This is a genomic window from Bradyrhizobium sp. 157, from assembly GCF_023073815.1.
Taxonomy (GTDB): Bacteria; Pseudomonadota; Alphaproteobacteria; order Rhizobiales; family Xanthobacteraceae; genus Bradyrhizobium.
This window is the reverse complement of the sequence record NZ_JADPKF010000060.1, coordinates 16,042-31,335: the sequence shown is the minus strand read 5'-3', so window position 1 is coordinate 31,335 and position 15,294 is coordinate 16,042. Positions and strand designations below refer to the sequence as shown.

The window sequence follows — 15,294 nt, the reverse complement described above, 5'->3', positions numbered from 1 at the left end:
ATACAACGGCGCGTCAATCACGCGTTTAGAATTAGTATTTCTCCAAGCAGCCGGGATCGCACGATCGAATCAAATTTAGAATTAGTATTGGTCCAGGCGAACAACGCGACAGTTGTAGTGAATTGGCGATACGCGACTTTTGCGCGAGTACGCAGATGCGTCGTTGTTGCCGCCATCGCATGAAACAACGAGTGAGCCGCCCCATCATGCTGTGGCGCAGCAGCAGTTGGCAGGGAACCGGCCAAGGGATCAGGAACAAAATGATGTCGTCCCGCGTCAGGAATCCCATCAACCCAAGGAGGTTCAAATGGGACTTTTCACGAAAGACATCAAAACCATGGAAGATATGTTCGTGCATGGCCTGCAGGACATCTATTATGCCGAACGCCAGATCACCAAGGCGTTGCCGAAGATGATCGAGAAGGTCACCAACCGTGACCTTTCGGCCGGCCTCAAATCGCACCTCGAAGAAACCAACACTCAGATCGAGCGCCTTGAGAAGGTGTTTCAGAAGCTCGGTAAGGAACCCAAGGCGGCAGATTGTCCGGCGATCGATGGCCTGATTAAGGAGGCCGACACGATCACGGCGGAAATCGACGACAACGCTGTGCTTGACGCCGCCATCGTGGCAGGCGCGCAGGCGGTCGAGCATTACGAGATCGCACGGTACGGCACGCTGATCGCATGGGCCGAGGAACTCGGCCATGACGACGTCGTTCGCTTCCTCACGACCAATCTCAACGAAGAGAAGGCCGCCAACACCAAGCTCAACACAGTCGCGCTTCGCAAGGGCGTCAACAAGAAGGCCGTGGCGTAGGAACCAAAGTTCCGCTGGACGGTTATCTCCGCTTGGGAGGCAGGGATGATGTCTGTAAAGAGCGCGCTTCTTTGGCTGGTCGGAATTCCGCTGCCGATTATTCTCCTGCTCGCACTTTTCCTGCACCCCGGCTGACGCATTCGTTCGCGAACGCGTCAGGCGCCGGAGCTTCCCGCGCGGTGTGCCGTGTGCCCATTGAAGGAGCGAACTGCACTCATCTCACTGCAAACCGCGTCAATGCATCCCGGTCGATCTCGATGCCGAGCCCAGGCCCGTCGGGCACGGCCACGAGACCGCCGGTGTGTTCGATCGGCTGGGTGAGGATCGCCTGGCGAATTGGATGCTCGGTCCGGTCGAACTCCAGGATCGGCTCGAGCGGCGCCAACGAGCGCGGGGTGTGCGACGGCAACACGGCAAGGAGTTGCAGCGATGCGGCGATCGCAATCCCGGTACCCCAGACATGCGGGTTGTACCTGACGCCGAACGCCTCGGCCATGTCGGCGATTTTCTTGCACTCGGAAAGGCCGCCCGCCGCGCAGGTATCGGGCTGGATGATGTCCATTGCGCGTGAAACCAGCACATCGCGAAAGCCGAACCGCGTGAATTCGCATTCGCCGCCCGCCACCGGAATCGAAATCGCCGATTTCACTTCGCGGTATCCTGCGATGTCCTCCGGCGGCACCGGCTCCTCGAACCATCCGATGTCGTAACGCTCGATCATCCTGCCGAGACGGATCGCCGCCGTCGCATCGTAGGCGTGATTGGCATCGACCATCAGCGCTATGCCGGGGCCGATCGCCTCGCGCACCGCGCGCGTCACGGCGGCGTCTTCCTCCACGCCGAAGCCGACTTTCAGCTTGATTGCCTTAAACCCGTCGGCGACGTAGGCCGCTGCCTCATCCGGCAGATAGCGTAACGGATCGCCGGATTTGCGCCGATAGAGTCCGGTCGCATAGGCCTCCACCTGGCTGCGGCTGGCACCGCCGAGCAAGTGATGGACGGGAACGCCGAAATGTTTTCCTTTGATGTCCCAGAGCGCGATGTCGATGCCGCTCAGCGCCTCGATGATGACGCCTTTCTGGCCGTGATCGCGCATCGCGGAATAGACTTTCTGCCACAGGAAATCCGTCCGCAGCGGATCCTCGCCGACCAGCAGCGGCGCCACGCCTTCGACTGCGGCGGCGGTAATCCGCGCCGGACCATAGCACTCGCCCCAGCCGGTCAGGCCGTCCTCGGTCTCGACCTCGACCACCATGGCGGTGCGCGTGTCGTACCAGGCGCGGGAGTAGGCAAAAGGCTGCGAGAGTTTCGCCTCAAGGACGTGGGCCCGAACGCTCCTGATTTTCATGATGCGGCTCTCCCGCGCGGGACTTCCGATGCAGCCCGCTTGGACGCAAGCATATGCGCCAGGGCCGAATGCGCAAACCCCAATGACGCAACGGCTTCGTTCGCGCACCTATGCGTGGCCGAGATCGCACTAGCCTCGTCAGTTCGTTTCAAATTCTTCCTATCTGCAACGACTGTCCTGTCGATGCGTTGGCCTCGCGGAGGTACTCGCCATGTCGACATTCGGTAGAAAACCCCGTCCCTCGCGCCGGCGAACCAACCAACCCGCATGGATGACGATCGACGGCGCTTCGCGGCGCGTCAGTGCACCGTCATCGACATCTCGGAAGGGGGCGCGCGGCTGAGGGTCGAGGACCCGCACTTCGTCAAGCCGCAGTTTCAATTGAAATTCGACCGGACATCGCCCGGCAGGGCCTGCAAAGTCGCCTGGAAGAAGGGCGACGTGATCGGGATCAAGTTCGTGTAAGCTGCGACCGGTCATCTCTCGCAACATAGAGCGGCAGCGCGCGACCTGCTAGAACGGCAGGAGCACCATCACCGCAGGTAGGGGGTATTGATGATGACGGGTTGCCCATCCCTGATCGGTCTCTATCACAAACTGCGTGGCGCCTGGTCGGCGGAGACGAGCGGCCAGTGGCGGCCCGACAATCCCGCGGCGGGTCAATGCTCGGTGACAGCGCTGGTGGTCCAGGACGAACTCGGAGGCGCGATACTGAAGACGGACGTCAACGGCGCCTGGCATTTCTACAACGAGATCGATGGGCGGCGTGTCGATTTCACGATGAGCCAGTTCGACAGTCCAATCGGGTATGATGACCAGCCAAGCAACAGGCAGGAGGCGCTCGATGACACGTCCATGAAGCAATACCAATTGCTTCTCGGACGGATTCGATCGGGTCGACTGCTTTCGGAACCTGTCGCGCCTGTCCCGGGCGCGATGCAGCGCGCCAGCGATGCGTCGCAGAACCGGGACCCATCGTCGCGCGGCAGGCAGTAGGCCCCGGCTCTGCGGCCGGCCTCGACTTGACATTTATTGCCGTTTTGTCAAAATCGTCAAATGAGCCCGCGCACGCGCATTCTCGATGCCGCGATGCTGGTGTTTCGCCGGCACGGTTTTCGACGCTCGTCGATCGAGCAGGCGGCGGAGGCCGCCGGGCTGACGCGGCAGGCGCTCTATCATCATTTCAAATCCAAGGAAGCGCTGTTTCGCGCCGTCATCGAACGGCTGCATGAGGAGGCGCTCGCCGCCGAAATCGCCGCGGCCGGCGCTGCCGAGAAGCAAGGCGGCAGCCTCGCCGATATTCTCGTTGCGTCCGTCTCCGCCAAGCTCGGACAGTTGGCCGCTTCGCTCGACGGCTCGCCGCATGTCGAGGAACTGTTCTCCGAACATCTCCTGCAGGCGCGCGACCTTTACCAGAAATATGCCGCCGCCTATGCGGATCAGGTTGCCGCGACGATCACGCGCGTTTGCCGCAAGCAGGGACTCGTTCTCAACTCCGGCATGACGCCGCGCGAGCTTGCGCGATGCGTCGAAATGGCGGTCAACGGCACCAAATCCGCCTATCCCGCGATGCAGCCGGCCGATGCCTTCCTGAAGGATCTGGAAATCATGCTGCGCACGCTGATCGCCGGCGCCATCGACCCGGCGAAGCAGCCGCGCGCGGCCAAGCCGAAGCCGACCAAGAATCCCGACAAGAAATCCGCCCGCAAACCTGGAGATCGCAGATGAGCACCATGACGATCAACGGCAAGCTCGCTCCCCTCCCCGACGATCCCGATGCGCTGCTGGTCGACGTCGTGCGCGACGCGCTCGACCTCACCGGCACCAAGCTTGTCTGCGGGGCCGGCGTCTGCGGCGCCTGCACCGTGCTGGTCGACGGCGAGCCTGCCGTGAGCTGCCTGATGCCGGCGCGTGCTGCCGCGGACAGAAACGTGACCACAGTCGAAGGCATCGGCGCCGCGCAACTTCACCCGGTGCAGAAAGCATTTATGGCGCACGACGCGCTGCAATGCGGCTTCTGCACGCCGGGTTTCATCGTCGAGACCGCGGCGTTTCACGATTCCTGGCGCGCAGCCAAGGGAACGGCGGTGCCGTCACGCGAAGAAATCGGGGCGGCGCTGTCGGGGCATCTCTGCCGCTGCGGCGCCTATGACGGAATCTTCCGTGCCGTGGCGGATGCCTGCGCCGGCCGCTTCGACGGCGAGGAGTTCGCTCCGCCGCGCATGGAAGCGCGCGACAAGGTGACGGGGTCGGCGAAGTATACCGTCGATATCAATCATGAAGGCCAGCTCGAAGGCGTGATCCTGCGCTCGCCGTTCGCGCATGCGCGCATCGGTGAGCTCGATCTGGCGCCGGCGCGCGCGATACCAGGTGTGAGCGCAGCCATCTCGCTACTCGGCGACGACCGCATCGTCCGCTATGTCGGCGAACCGATCGCGGCGGTTGCGGCCAGGGATCGCAAGACGGCGCTCGCCGCCATCGCCACCATCAAGCTCGTGAGCGAACGCCTGCCGTCGGTGATCGGGCTCGATGAAGCGCGCAGGACCGATGCGCCCGTGGTGTTCGAAAAACCCGCGCGCAAGAAGGCAGGTGACGTCTCTGAAGGCGGCGGTTCGCCGGCTTCCTGGAAAGGCAATATCCGCGGACCCTCGGCGGCGTTCTCCAAGAAGCCGAAGAAGGTGCGAAGCTGGATCGACGGCGCGCGCGCTGCGAACAATCCGCTGCTGGTGGAGGGCACCTTCCGCACCGGCACGCAACAGCATGCCTGTCTCGAGCCGCATGCGGCGGTCGCCCGTTTCGACGGCGATCGGCTCACCGTGCATGTGTCGACGCAAGCCGTGTTCCATCTGATGGAGCTGATCGCCAAGCGCTATAAGCTCGACCACGACAAGGTGCGCGTGATTGTCGACCATGTCGGCGGCGGTTTTGGTTCGAAGGCAGCCCTTGGCGTGGAAACGATCACCGCAATCGAACTGGCGCGCGAAGCCAAGGCGCCGGTGCGCGTCACCTACGATCGGCACGAGGAGCTTTCGGTGACCGGCTATCGACCGGCGGCGGAGATGAAGATCGCACTGCTGCCGTCCGACCAGGGCGAATTGAAAGCGCTTTCGCTGACCGCCTATGCCGATACAGGAGCTGCGACCAACTCGACCATCGCGGCACTTGCCCGCCTGGTCTATCCCGCAGAGGGCAAGGAACTCGCCGATTTCGACGTCATCAGCAATCTGCCGGCGGGCGCGCCCTTCCGCGGCCCCGGTGGGCCGCCGATGGCGTTTGCGCTGGAGCAGGCGATCGACGAAGCGGCGGTGCGCATGAACGTCGATCCGATTGCACTGCGCAAACGCTGGGATCCCGATCCCAACCGCCAGCGGCTCTACGATTGGGCTTTGAGCCTCGACGTCTGGCGCAACCGGAAACCGGTCGCCGCGCAAAGCGGCCGCTATCGCCGCGGCGTCGGCGTCGCCACCGGATACTGGCTCTATATTTGGCAGCCCGGCTCCAAGGTCGAGGTGGCCGTGAAGGGCGGACGGCTGATCGCGAGCACGGCGACGCAGGATATCGGCACCGGCACCCGCACCGTGATCGCCAATACGCTCGCGCGCGAATTCGGACTTGAGCCGCACGAGGTCGAGGTCCGGATCGGCGATTCAAAACTGCCGGAAGGACCGGGCTCGGGCGGCAGCCGGGTCACGGCGTCGGTAATCCCGCCGATGCTGCTCGCCATCAGGCAGTTGAAAGCCGCGATCCAGCAGAACGCAAAACGGCAGCCGGTCCCCGGCTCCAACGCGCCATGGCGCGAAATGCTCGCGTCATCGCCCGACCTCTCCGTATCAGGCGTGCGGCCGGAGACTCCAGGCAGACGGCGCCGGGCATCCAGTCGCCGCTGAAGCAGGCCGGCTTCATGGGCTGGATCCTCGGCTGGATGATGCGGCGCTTTTCCAATCTTGCGATCGGTGCCGGCGTGCCGAGCTCGGTGCAAGTTGTCGAAGTCGAGATCGATACCTGGCTCGGCCATGTCAGCGTCGTCAACGTTCACACCGGCATTGCGGTCGGCAAGATCGTGGCGCCGGCGCTGGCGCGAAGCCAGGCCACCGGCGCGGTCATTCAGGGCATCGGCTACGCGCTCTATGAAGCGCGCGAGGTTGATTTCCGCACCGGCGACGTGCTCAGCGGCGGCATGGAGGACTATCGCATTCCTGGTATCGCGGACACGCCTTTGATCGACGTGCATTTTGACCAGCGCGGATTCGATCACGTGCTCGGCGGCAGCGTCGGCATCGGCGAAGTCGCAACCGTGCCGACCTCGCCCGCGGTCGCCAACGCCATTCACCATGCGACCGGCGTTCGGCCGACCGAGCTGCCGATCCGCCCCGACCGTCTCGTCGCCGCGCTCAAAAGGAGGGCCGCCGCATGACACCGACAGCCATGACCGCCACAGCCGGCGAATTCCGCGCCGCCGGCACCGACCTCTCCGAGCGGCGCCGCAGCGGCGTCTCGACCGGGCCGCTGATCGATATTGTCGCCGCACCCGACATGATCGGGATGCATTGGCCCCCCGACGGGAGTTTGCGCCTCGGTGCCTTCACCACCATTGCCGCCATCGCCGCCGATGCGCGCCTCGCCGCGGCGTATCCGGGCATCGCCGCATCGGCGCAAGCGTTGGCGACGCCGCAGGTTCGTCATCTCGCGACCCTCGGCGGCAATCTCGCGCAACGTTCGCGCTGCTGGTATTATCGAAATCCGCACATCGCCTGTCTGAAGAAGGGCGGACCAGATTGCCCCGCGCGGCCCGGCAATCATCTCTACCACGTCGCGTTCGACCTCGGCCCCTGCGTGGCACCGCATCCCTCGACGATGGCGGCAGCGCTGCTGGCCTACGACGCGAAAGTGACGACCGACCGCAGGAGTTCGCTGACGATAGGCGATCTCCTCGGCGACGGCTCCAACGGTGCAGCCGACAACGCGCTGCAGCCGGGCGAGATGATCAAGAGCGTCACACTTCCTTCACCGCTGCAAGACGAGCGTGCGCTCTACAAGCGCGCGATCAGCCGCACCCATGCCGAATGGCCGCTGGTCGAAGTCTGCGCCCGCGTCGTGGTAAAGGACGGCGCATTCCAGTTCATCCGCCTCGCCGCTGGCGGCATCGCCCCGGTGCCGCTGCGGCTGGCGGCTGCGGAAGCGGCGTTGCAGGGCAAGGCAGCATTCGCATCCGCCATTGCCGAGGCTGCGCAGCAGGCGAGTTCCGGTGCAAAGCCGCTGCCAATGACGGGCTACAAGCTCGATCTCTTAACGGGCGTCGTGCAGGACTTGCTGGAGCGGCTGGCGCGGTAGATTTCACGCTCTTGCGTTGATGGTAGATATTCCGTATATTTCTACCATAAATGTGAGACGGCTATGCACCTGAATATCAAGAATGATGAAGCACATAAGTTGGCAACCGAATTGGTCCAGCTCACTGGCGAGAACCTGACATCGGCGGTAACCGTGGCGCTGCGCGAACGTCTGGCTCGCGAGCGCCGACGACGCAACACCGACAATGTCGCTGCAAGGCTGATGAAGATAGGCAGCCGATATGCAGCCTTACCCGACAGCGGACGAAGTCCTGAAGAGATTCTTGGATACGACGAAAACGGCCTGCCAACGTGATCGTAATCGATAGTTCGGCAATCGTTGCGATTTTCCGCCAGGAAGATGATGCTGCGCACTATGCCCAGCTCATCGCCACCGACGATGATCCAATCATGTCGACCGCCAACGTCGTCGAGACTTCGATCGTCCTGCGCGGGTTGAAGAAGGTCGCTCCGGACAAAGCGGAGCGATGGCTGGATGACTTCATTGAAGCGGCGGGAATCCGGATCGAGTCGGTAACGCAGGAACTAGCGCGTGTGGCCCGATCAGCCCACGTACGATTCGGAAAAGGCACCGGCCATGCTGCAGCATTGAACTACGGAGACTGCTTCTCATACGCCTTGGCAAAGGAAATGAACGTTCCCTTGCTTTGCAAGGGAAACGATTTTCGACTGACTGATATTCGTATCGTCAGGCAAAGGAAATGAACGTTCCCTTGCTTTGCAAGGGAAACGATTTTCGACTGACTGATATTCGTATCGTCTAGCCGCTTCCGTCTGCACGCGCGGAGTTTAATGATCCTCGAACTCGTCTTCCTCGTTGACCTTGCTGCTGCCCCTGAACCAGCGCGAGATCGATTTCTTGGCTCCGAGCGATCCCGTCGAATAAGGATCGCGTGAGGCATACGGGTTGTTGCGCTGCCCGGCATGCGCGGCGACCTGCTCGCCCGGTACCGCGGCGGGCTGACAGATGGTGCGGCGGGACGGGCGGCGCATCAGGTCGACGTGGATGTGATCCTCATGATGGGAGTTGGAGCCCGGCGCCAGCACGGTGTTGAACTGCTGGCAGGCGGCTGCGTGCACGTCGCGCAGAAAGCCCTGCTCTTCCGGCACGCCGCGCCAACCGCCCCTGACCGTGATGCGCCTGCCGTCGGCGAGCGTGAAGGCTGCGATGTCGAGCGCGTTGCCGAAGGCGTGCTCGGAAATATGCGCGTGCGGATTGCCATTCATGCCGCGGCATGAATAGGCGGAGATCTGCTTGATCTCGACGACGCGCACGCCGAACCAGCGTATCGCCGCCGGCTGCACGGAATCGGCGAGCCAGCGGTCGAGCGCGGAGACGATCGGACACGCCAGCGTCGCGGCAGGTTTCATCGAGACCTGCCCGAAGGCGCTGACGGAATTGCCTTGTGCGGGACCGAGCCGCGACGCGGCCGGCGATGGCGAATAGGATGGCGGCGAATAGGGCGCAGAAGACGGCGCGGTATAACGATCGCGCGGCGGATAGGATGGTGGCGCCGCATAACCGCCGCCGTGCGATGTCGGCGCGCCTTCGGACGGCAGATCGATGTCATCGTGCTGCGAGGCGACACCCGGCGCGGAGAGCGAGATCGGGCCGTTCGACGGCGCGGCATAGTTCGGCTGGCGCGGCGCCGGATTCGGATAGTTTCCTGAATGGCTCCCAGGATAGTTTCCAGAAGAGTTCCCAGAATAGTTCCCAGAATAATTCCCTTGGGGCGGAGCCGCCGCCGGGGCGCGCGCGATCGGCCAGCGCGGCTGATTGCCGATATTGCCGGGCGGCCGCAGGCTTTCGTCGGCAAAGCCGAAAGAGGCGATGTTTTCGCCGAGCGCCGCCACTTTCAGCGGATATTCCGCGCCGCACACGCCGGGACCGGAGATCGGATCGATCCGGACCAATTCCGGGCTCTCCTTGACCGCACCGGACTTCAGGCAAGCGACTTCGGCCTCGGTACGCCACGGTTCGCGCTCGGCGGACTGAAAAAATCCGCGGCCACAACCCGTTAGCGAGACGAGGACGAAGGAGCCGACGAGATACAAACGAACTCCGCGCGTCATCGCCCGCACGTTCAACTAATTTATTTAAAGACTCTTCAACGTGTTGATTTTACGAATTTTTTACCATGTTGCCGGGGCTGCAGCCTGTGGAGGGCGCGTGTATGGACAGTAACGCTGACTTTTGGGGCCGGGAACGCTTTGCTAGCCTTAAGTGTTAGGTGCGGGCACGACGTGAACCCAGGGAGCCTTCCCAATGGATTTCGTAAGTCCTCTCGTGAGCAGACTCGGCGTTGTAACCGCGTATGTTGCATTAGCCTTCGTCGGCGCGATTGTGCTTGGCATGTTCTAGATTTCCGCGTCCAGACAATGGATCTAAACGCCCGGTGGCCACGTCACCGGGCGTTTTCGCGAGCTATTCATGAGCGCGGCTCGGCGGACAGCATCACCAGGCTGTCGGCGCGGCGCGTGATACGGCTCCAATTGTTGCCGGAGCAGTAAAAGCGGAGAAGCGCGCAGGCTTCGACGCGAAGCGTATCGACCCCTTTCATCGATATCGTGCCGTAATACGTCGCGCCGCTGTCCTGACTGTAGACGCCGCCGGTCCATTGCCTTTCCGTCTTCGGCTTCATGTTGATCAGGATCGCCTCACCCTTCTCGTTCGACGATGAATTGAGCATATAGCCGCACAGCGCGTTGCCGCATTTTGCGATCCGCACCCTTCCCTTGCCTTCGGTTTGCCAGTCGCCGATCGGCGAATCCGATGGTTCTTCCTTAGCCTGATGCGAGGCGTGTTCAACCTGTCGCGCAGGTTGCACAGTTTCGACCGGCTTCGCGGGCGGTGGCGGCGGCGGCAATGGAATCGAAACCTGCTGAGCCGGGGGCGCAGGCGGCGAAGGTGGCGGTGGCGCCTCGACGATTTGGGTCGTCGATGCCGCCGGAGTGTAGACGGCTGGCGGAGGCGCGGCGACGATGGTCTTGGGCGGCGCCGCTGGCGCAGGGGGCGAAACCGACTGTGGTGCAGGCTTCGCCGGCACGGCCCCATCGCGATCATCGTCATGACGGTCGCGTTTGTGGCGCCAGTTGAGACTTCTGGAGACCGACGTCGAGGCACAGGACGTCGAACGGCAATGCCTGGAGGATTCGATGTGCACTCGATGGCCGCCGATCTTGAATGAAATCGAGCCGGCATGGGCCGAAGAACCAAGCAGCATCAGCACGGCGAGAAAACAAAGCTGTTTCATCGAAACCTCCCGCGGGTGACCGCGGAAAACTAGTCGCGGGGAACTTCGGCTGGATGTGATTTGAATCACCGAGCCACTTCGGCGCTGCCTGGCGCTTCGTGACCTGCATCACAGAGCGCATCCCCGCGCCCACGTAGGGTCTGCCCACATTCACCGCCACCGCCCACAAGCCGCTCAGGAGGCTCTCATGAAGAAGCTGTACATCCTCGCCGCATTGTTGATGGCCACCACCTCGGCGCATGCGGGCGGCATTACCCTCCAGGTCAACGGCGAGCGCATTCGTGTCGAATCGCCGCGCAACTGCAACGCCATTTCCTGCATCAAGATCACCGCGCCCGGCTATAACGGCACGCTCGGCAATATCGACCTCAAAGGGCTGGGCTCCAAGAGCAAGGACGACGACGTCGCCGACACCGCACCGGCGAAACCTTCTGCTCCCGCTTCCGCCCCGGTCCAGGCCGCCGCGCCGCAGCCTGCGGCTCCCGCGGCAACGGCAACGCCTGCGCCCGCTCAAACCACCCTCGCGGCCACGCCACCTGCACAAACCGAAGTCGCACCGCCCGCTCCGCCTCCGCCGCCCGCCCCGGTCGCCGCCGCGCCTGCACCGCAGCCGGCTACGGCCGCAGCGCCCGCTGCCGATCCGAACTCGCCGATCGGCGTCTGGGCGACGGAAGAGAACAAGGGCAATGTGCGCATCGAGCAATGCGGCGCCAATCTGTGCGGCTTTTCCGTCAACACCGGGGAAAGGATCCTGATCAACATGAAGCCGCAGGGCAGCAAGTGGACCGGCCGGATTCATGATCCCGACAGCGGCCGCAACTACGACTCGACGATCGCGCTGAAGGGCACCAGTTCACTGCGTGTCCAGGGCTGCGCCTTCGGCGGCATGTTCTGCGGCGGCCAGACCTGGAAGCGCGTGAGCTGATACAACTGTTGTTAACCAGCCTTGTCATTCCGGGATGGTCCGAAGGACCAGACCTCAGATGCGCAATTGCGCATCGGGGAATCTCGAGATTCTCAGGTGCGCAATTGCGCACCATAGTTCGCACTTCGTGCGTCCCGGGATGACTGTGCAAGGTGCAAGCGACGAAACAATTCTCGCCCGTGACGAAACCGGGGGTATGTGGGTCCGGTTCTGCGAAGCAGCGCTAGCGCGCAGCATCGCGCCCGGGACATGAGCTAGCGGAATAGTCGAAGCAGGTTTTGAAGAAAGCCTGCACGTTGAGCCTTGGGCACTTCGACAGGCTGCACCGCTATCGGCAACGCCACGCCTTCCACACCATTCGCCGCCGCCAGCGCGACCGGCCCGACATTTTCCAGAAACGCGCGCTCATAACCGCGCGACAGCCGTTCGACGGCTTCGGCGAGCGGCAGCCAGTCCACCGCCTTCACGTCGCGCATCGGATCGCGCGTGGGCAGATCACCCGCCTCCATGCGCCAGTAGTGCACCACCTTGGCGCCGCCGCGGGATTCATAGGCTAACGTGCCCAGAAATTCATGCACGGCAACGTCGTGCCCGGTTTCTTCCATCACCTCGCGTTCGGCGGCGGCGCGCGGCGTCTCGCCGTCGTCGAGCTTGCCCTTCGGCAAGACCCATTCATTGCGCTTGCGCAGGCGCACCACGGCGACCAGCGGCGGCTTCGCCTGCCGCAACACAATTCCTCCTGCCGCCATGACAGGCGCTCTCGCCATTTATCTCTTCCCGCGTTTTTGCGACTGCGACCGCGAGCATATAGAGGCAATAGCCCGGAGAATCGAGATTAAACCTGCGGCTTTCGCAACAGCCGTTCGCCGGCGCGGACGCGCCCTCCCTCCGCGACGTTGTCGCAGAATGCGAAATTCTCCGGCGCCAGCACGATGATGGTCGAGCCGTGCTCGAACCAGCCGAGTTCGTCGCCCTTGCGCACCTTCGCATCACAAGGAAACACCGTCGATCCCCTGCTCTGCGCATTGAACGTGCGATCGAGGAAATGCAGCCGGATGCTGGCGACCAGAATGGCCGCTACCGGCACCAGCGTCAGTGCCTCGCCGGACGGCAGCCGTGCCTGCAGGACCGCCCGCTCGTTCTTGCAGAACAAACGCTCGACCCGCTTCAGCGCAATCGGATTGACATTCCAGACGTCGCCATGGATGAAGGTCACCTTCTCAATCCGGCAATCATCCGGCGCGTGAAAGCGGTGATACATGCTGGACGTCAGCCTGAGCGTCAGGAAGCGGCCGTTACGGTGGCTCTCCACCAGCGCGGGATCGCCGAGCAAATCCAGCAGCGAGTAAGGCGCGCCTTTGATCTGGAATAGCTCGGTATCGGCGATCTTGCCGAACGCGCCGATGATGCCATCGGAAGGACTGGCCACCACAGAAGGATCGGGATCCGCCGGCCGCAGCCCCGGACGCAGCTCGCGCGTAAAACAATCGTGCAGGCTCTTGAAGTCGGCTTTCTTCGCTTCCGACAAATCGAGATCGGAAAACAGCCGCCAGCAGCCAATCGAAAAATCGCGCACCAGCGGGTTCTCGATCTTGCTGAACCAGCCCATGAAGCGCGTGAGCGCCGCCCGCGGGATGCGGTTGGTTAAAAGGAAATTGAGGTCTTCCTGCTGGGTGAACCGGGCGATCAGGCGCCGGATTGTCATCAATCTGTCAGCAGGATTGGCTAGCGCTTCAGGCATGGATTCGTCCCTTCCGATTCTTTCCCTGTCCGCCGCTGCGGTCGCTGGCGCTGCGGCAGTGTTCCCCAAATTGCAGGCGCGGCTGGCGCTGTCGCGCGCCAAGCATCGTTCGCTGACTGGACATTCCAAAATGTCCAAAATGGTCGCGCGGCTGGTGCCGCATTACGAATTCGACATCGACGATTTCTTCGCTTCCGACGGCGCGCCCAGCGATGTCGCCATGCAGCGGCAGGACGCCTTCTTCCGACTCGCCTGCCTCTATGAGGAGCGCTACGCCAAGGGTCGGCAGATGACGGCCGAGGCCGCGACGCACATCTCCGACCTGCAGTTCACCGAAACCTACCGCGTGCCGTTCCAGTACAGCCGGCTGGTGCGGGAAAATCTCGGCACCGGCGCTTTCATGCAGTCTTCCGCCGGCGTCACCGTCACCGATGTCGACGGCAACATCTTCTACGACCTGACCGGCTCCTACGGCGTCAACATTTTCGGCAACGATTTTTACAAGGAGTGCATCACGGAAGCCGAAAAGCGCGCCCGCGCGCTGGGCCCTGTGCTCGGCCCCTATCATCCCGTCATCACCGGCAATGTACGCCGGCTGTGCGAGATTTCCGGCCTCGACGAAGTTTCGTTCCACATGTCCGGCACCGAAGCCGTCATGCAGGCAGTGCGGCTGGCGCGCTATCACACCAGGCGCACGCACCTCGTTCGTTTCGCCGGCGCCTATCACGGCTGGTGGGGCGACGTACAGCCCGGCGTGGGCAATCCGGTATCGCCGCACGAGACCTATACGCTGGCCGACATGTCGGAGCGCACCCTGCATGTGCTGCGAACGCGCAAAGATATCGCCTGCGTGCTGATCAATCCGCTGCAGGCGCTGCATCCGAACGCCAACGCGCCCGGCGATTCCGCCCTCGTCGACAGTTCGCGAAAAGGGGCGTTCGATCGTGCGGCCTATACCGACTGGCTGAAGAGATTGCGCGGGGTATGCACTGCGCGCGGAATCGTCCTGATCTTCGATGAAGTCTTCGTCGGCTTCCGCCTCGCCGCCGGCGGCGCGCAGGAATATTTCGGGGTCCGCGCCGACATGGTGACCTACGGCAAGAGCCTCGCCGGCGGCTTGCCGGTCGGCGTGGTCTGCGGCCGCAAGGATCTGATGCGGCGCTTCCGCGATGATCGCCCCGCCGATGTCTGCTTCGCCCGCGGCACCTTCAATTCGCATCCCTACGTGATGACGGCGATGGATGAGTTCCTCAGCCGCCTCGCCAGCCCAAATTTCAACGCCGTCTACCAGGGGCTCGACGAGACCTGGAACGGACGCGCCAAAGCGTTGAACGAGCGGCTGGCCGCGCAGGATCTGTCGGTCCGCGTCAGCAATCTCTCCTCCATCTGGATGGTGCAATACACCGACCCCTCCCGCTACAACTGGATGCTGCAATATTACCTGCGCGCCGAAGGGCTGGCGCTGAGTTGGGTCGGCACCGGCCGGCTGATCTTCAGCCTCAACTACACGGATGCCGACTTCAACGAAGTCGCCGACCGCCTTGTCGCGGCGGCCGAGAAGATGAAGCGCGATGGCTGGTGGTGGCATGACGTTTCGCTGACCAACAAGAATATCAAGCGGCGGATTTTGCGGGAGATGCTCGCCAAGAGGCTCGGTCGCTAAGGACGCATTTCCGTCTGCCGTCATCACCTGGTTGGCCTCCTTCGTCATTGCGAGGAGCCACCGGGTCGCGCGAATGCGCGCCCGATGACAGGCTCCGCGACGAAGCAATCCATTTATCCCCAAGCGGAGAGGTGGATTGCTTCGCTTCGCTCGCAATGACGGTCTCACAACTGGTGCTTAAGAACGTGGATGGCC

The 15,294-nt window shown here is 63.0% G+C and carries 16 protein-coding genes; 11 read left to right on the top strand and 5 right to left on the bottom strand.

Annotation, left to right across the window (positions count from 1 at the left end; translation table 11 throughout):
• The first annotated feature begins 307 nt into the window (after positions 1 to 307).
• On the top strand, positions 308 to 817 hold the full coding sequence (locus IVA95_RS12590; protein WP_247510766.1) for a ferritin-like domain-containing protein: 510 nt from the start codon (positions 308 to 310) through the stop codon (positions 815 to 817).
• A gap of 214 nt (positions 818 to 1,031) precedes the next feature.
• Here IVA95_RS12590 and IVA95_RS12585 read toward each other — a convergent pair whose 3' ends face one another.
• Complete coding sequence (locus IVA95_RS12585; RefSeq protein WP_247510765.1) at positions 1,032 to 2,165, bottom strand: mandelate racemase/muconate lactonizing enzyme family protein; 1,134 nt, start codon at positions 2,163 to 2,165, stop codon at positions 1,032 to 1,034.
• 267 nt (positions 2,166 to 2,432) lie between these two features.
• On the opposite strand from IVA95_RS12585, the gene IVA95_RS12580 reads away from it, so the two are divergent.
• The 8 genes from IVA95_RS12580 (at position 2,433) to IVA95_RS12545 (ending at position 8,221) form a co-directional block, all read left to right on the top strand.
• On the top strand, positions 2,433 to 2,630 hold the full coding sequence (locus tag IVA95_RS12580; RefSeq protein ID WP_247510764.1) for a PilZ domain-containing protein: 198 nt from the start codon (positions 2,433 to 2,435) through the stop codon (positions 2,628 to 2,630).
• 90 nt (positions 2,631 to 2,720) lie between these two features.
• Positions 2,721 to 3,161 carry a hypothetical protein gene (locus IVA95_RS12575; protein ID WP_247510763.1) on the top strand — a complete coding sequence of 147 codons (441 nt, stop codon included), beginning with the start codon at positions 2,721 to 2,723 and terminating at the stop codon, positions 3,159 to 3,161.
• 60 nt (positions 3,162 to 3,221) lie between these two features.
• Positions 3,222 to 3,893 (top strand): helix-turn-helix domain-containing protein, encoded by a 672-nt coding sequence (locus tag IVA95_RS12570; protein ID WP_247510762.1) that lies wholly within the window; start codon positions 3,222 to 3,224, stop codon positions 3,891 to 3,893.
• The gene (locus tag IVA95_RS12565; RefSeq protein ID WP_247510761.1) at positions 3,890 to 6,052 is read left to right on the top strand and encodes a molybdopterin cofactor-binding domain-containing protein; all 2,163 of its coding nucleotides are present in this window, start codon (positions 3,890 to 3,892) and stop codon (positions 6,050 to 6,052) included. The genes IVA95_RS12570 and IVA95_RS12565 overlap by 4 nt, the downstream gene beginning before the upstream one ends.
• 14 nt (positions 6,053 to 6,066) lie before the next feature.
• Complete coding sequence (locus tag IVA95_RS12560; protein ID WP_247510760.1) at positions 6,067 to 6,579, top strand: molybdopterin cofactor-binding domain-containing protein; 513 nt, start codon at positions 6,067 to 6,069, stop codon at positions 6,577 to 6,579.
• Complete coding sequence (locus IVA95_RS12555) at positions 6,576 to 7,496, top strand: FAD binding domain-containing protein (protein ID WP_247510759.1); 921 nt, start codon at positions 6,576 to 6,578, stop codon at positions 7,494 to 7,496. The genes IVA95_RS12560 and IVA95_RS12555 overlap by 4 nt, the downstream gene beginning before the upstream one ends.
• Positions 7,497 to 7,559: 63 nt before the next feature.
• Positions 7,560 to 7,811, top strand: coding sequence for a type II toxin-antitoxin system VapB family antitoxin (locus IVA95_RS12550; protein WP_247510758.1), 252 nt, complete (start codon positions 7,560 to 7,562; stop codon positions 7,809 to 7,811).
• Entirely contained in the window at positions 7,808 to 8,221 is a 414-nt protein-coding gene (locus IVA95_RS12545; RefSeq protein WP_247510757.1) for a type II toxin-antitoxin system VapC family toxin, read from the top strand. The genes IVA95_RS12550 and IVA95_RS12545 overlap by 4 nt, the downstream gene beginning before the upstream one ends.
• 84 nt (positions 8,222 to 8,305) lie before the next feature.
• Here IVA95_RS12545 and IVA95_RS12540 read toward each other — a convergent pair whose 3' ends face one another.
• Together IVA95_RS12540 and IVA95_RS12535 are read right to left on the bottom strand one after the other, a co-directional pair.
• Positions 8,306 to 9,589 carry an extensin family protein gene (locus tag IVA95_RS12540; protein ID WP_247510756.1) on the bottom strand — a complete coding sequence of 428 codons (1,284 nt, stop codon included), beginning with the start codon at positions 9,587 to 9,589 and terminating at the stop codon, positions 8,306 to 8,308.
• A gap of 356 nt (positions 9,590 to 9,945) precedes the next feature.
• Positions 9,946 to 10,770, bottom strand: coding sequence for a DUF2147 domain-containing protein (locus IVA95_RS12535; protein ID WP_247510755.1), 825 nt, complete (start codon positions 10,768 to 10,770; stop codon positions 9,946 to 9,948).
• A gap of 187 nt (positions 10,771 to 10,957) precedes the next feature.
• Between IVA95_RS12535 and IVA95_RS12530 the strand changes: the two genes are divergently transcribed.
• The gene (locus IVA95_RS12530) at positions 10,958 to 11,695 is read left to right on the top strand and encodes a DUF2147 domain-containing protein (RefSeq protein WP_247510754.1); all 738 of its coding nucleotides are present in this window, start codon (positions 10,958 to 10,960) and stop codon (positions 11,693 to 11,695) included.
• A gap of 254 nt (positions 11,696 to 11,949) precedes the next feature.
• On the opposite strand, the gene IVA95_RS12525 is transcribed toward IVA95_RS12530, so the two are convergent.
• Complete coding sequence (locus IVA95_RS12525; protein WP_247510753.1) at positions 11,950 to 12,462, bottom strand: NUDIX hydrolase; 513 nt, start codon at positions 12,460 to 12,462, stop codon at positions 11,950 to 11,952.
• A gap of 68 nt (positions 12,463 to 12,530) precedes the next feature.
• Positions 12,531 to 13,400: an archaetidylserine decarboxylase gene (asd, locus tag IVA95_RS12520; RefSeq protein WP_247510913.1), complete on the bottom strand. Its 870-nt coding sequence runs from the start codon at positions 13,398 to 13,400 to the stop codon at positions 12,531 to 12,533.
• A 34-nt stretch (positions 13,401 to 13,434) separates the two neighbouring features.
• On the opposite strand from asd, the gene IVA95_RS12515 reads away from it, so the two are divergent.
• Positions 13,435 to 15,099, top strand: a complete 1,665-nt coding sequence (locus IVA95_RS12515) for an aminotransferase class III-fold pyridoxal phosphate-dependent enzyme (protein ID WP_247510752.1) — start codon at positions 13,435 to 13,437, stop codon at positions 15,097 to 15,099.
• Positions 15,100 to 15,294 lie beyond the last annotated feature (195 nt).

Coding starts and splice junctions, on each gene's coding strand:
- IVA95_RS12590 (WP_247510766.1), top strand. CDS start 308: ATGGGACTTTTCACGAAAGACATCAAAACCATGGAAGATATGTTCGTG.
- IVA95_RS12585 (WP_247510765.1), bottom strand. CDS start 2,165: ATGAAAATCAGGAGCGTTCGGGCCCACGTCCTTGAGGCGAAACTCTCG.
- IVA95_RS12580 (WP_247510764.1), top strand. CDS start 2,433: ATGGATGACGATCGACGGCGCTTCGCGGCGCGTCAGTGCACCGTCATC.
- IVA95_RS12575 (WP_247510763.1), top strand. CDS start 2,721: ATGATGACGGGTTGCCCATCCCTGATCGGTCTCTATCACAAACTGCGT.
- IVA95_RS12570 (WP_247510762.1), top strand. CDS start 3,222: ATGAGCCCGCGCACGCGCATTCTCGATGCCGCGATGCTGGTGTTTCGC.
- IVA95_RS12565 (WP_247510761.1), top strand. CDS start 3,890: ATGAGCACCATGACGATCAACGGCAAGCTCGCTCCCCTCCCCGACGAT.
- IVA95_RS12560 (WP_247510760.1), top strand. CDS start 6,067: ATGGGCTGGATCCTCGGCTGGATGATGCGGCGCTTTTCCAATCTTGCG.
- IVA95_RS12555 (WP_247510759.1), top strand. CDS start 6,576: ATGACACCGACAGCCATGACCGCCACAGCCGGCGAATTCCGCGCCGCC.
- IVA95_RS12550 (WP_247510758.1), top strand. CDS start 7,560: ATGCACCTGAATATCAAGAATGATGAAGCACATAAGTTGGCAACCGAA.
- IVA95_RS12540 (WP_247510756.1), bottom strand. CDS start 9,589: ATGACGCGCGGAGTTCGTTTGTATCTCGTCGGCTCCTTCGTCCTCGTC.
- IVA95_RS12535 (WP_247510755.1), bottom strand. CDS start 10,770: ATGAAACAGCTTTGTTTTCTCGCCGTGCTGATGCTGCTTGGTTCTTCG.
- IVA95_RS12530 (WP_247510754.1), top strand. CDS start 10,958: ATGAAGAAGCTGTACATCCTCGCCGCATTGTTGATGGCCACCACCTCG.
- IVA95_RS12525 (WP_247510753.1), bottom strand. CDS start 12,462: ATGGCGAGAGCGCCTGTCATGGCGGCAGGAGGAATTGTGTTGCGGCAG.
- asd (WP_247510913.1), bottom strand. CDS start 13,400: ATGACAATCCGGCGCCTGATCGCCCGGTTCACCCAGCAGGAAGACCTC.
- IVA95_RS12515 (WP_247510752.1), top strand. CDS start 13,435: ATGGATTCGTCCCTTCCGATTCTTTCCCTGTCCGCCGCTGCGGTCGCT.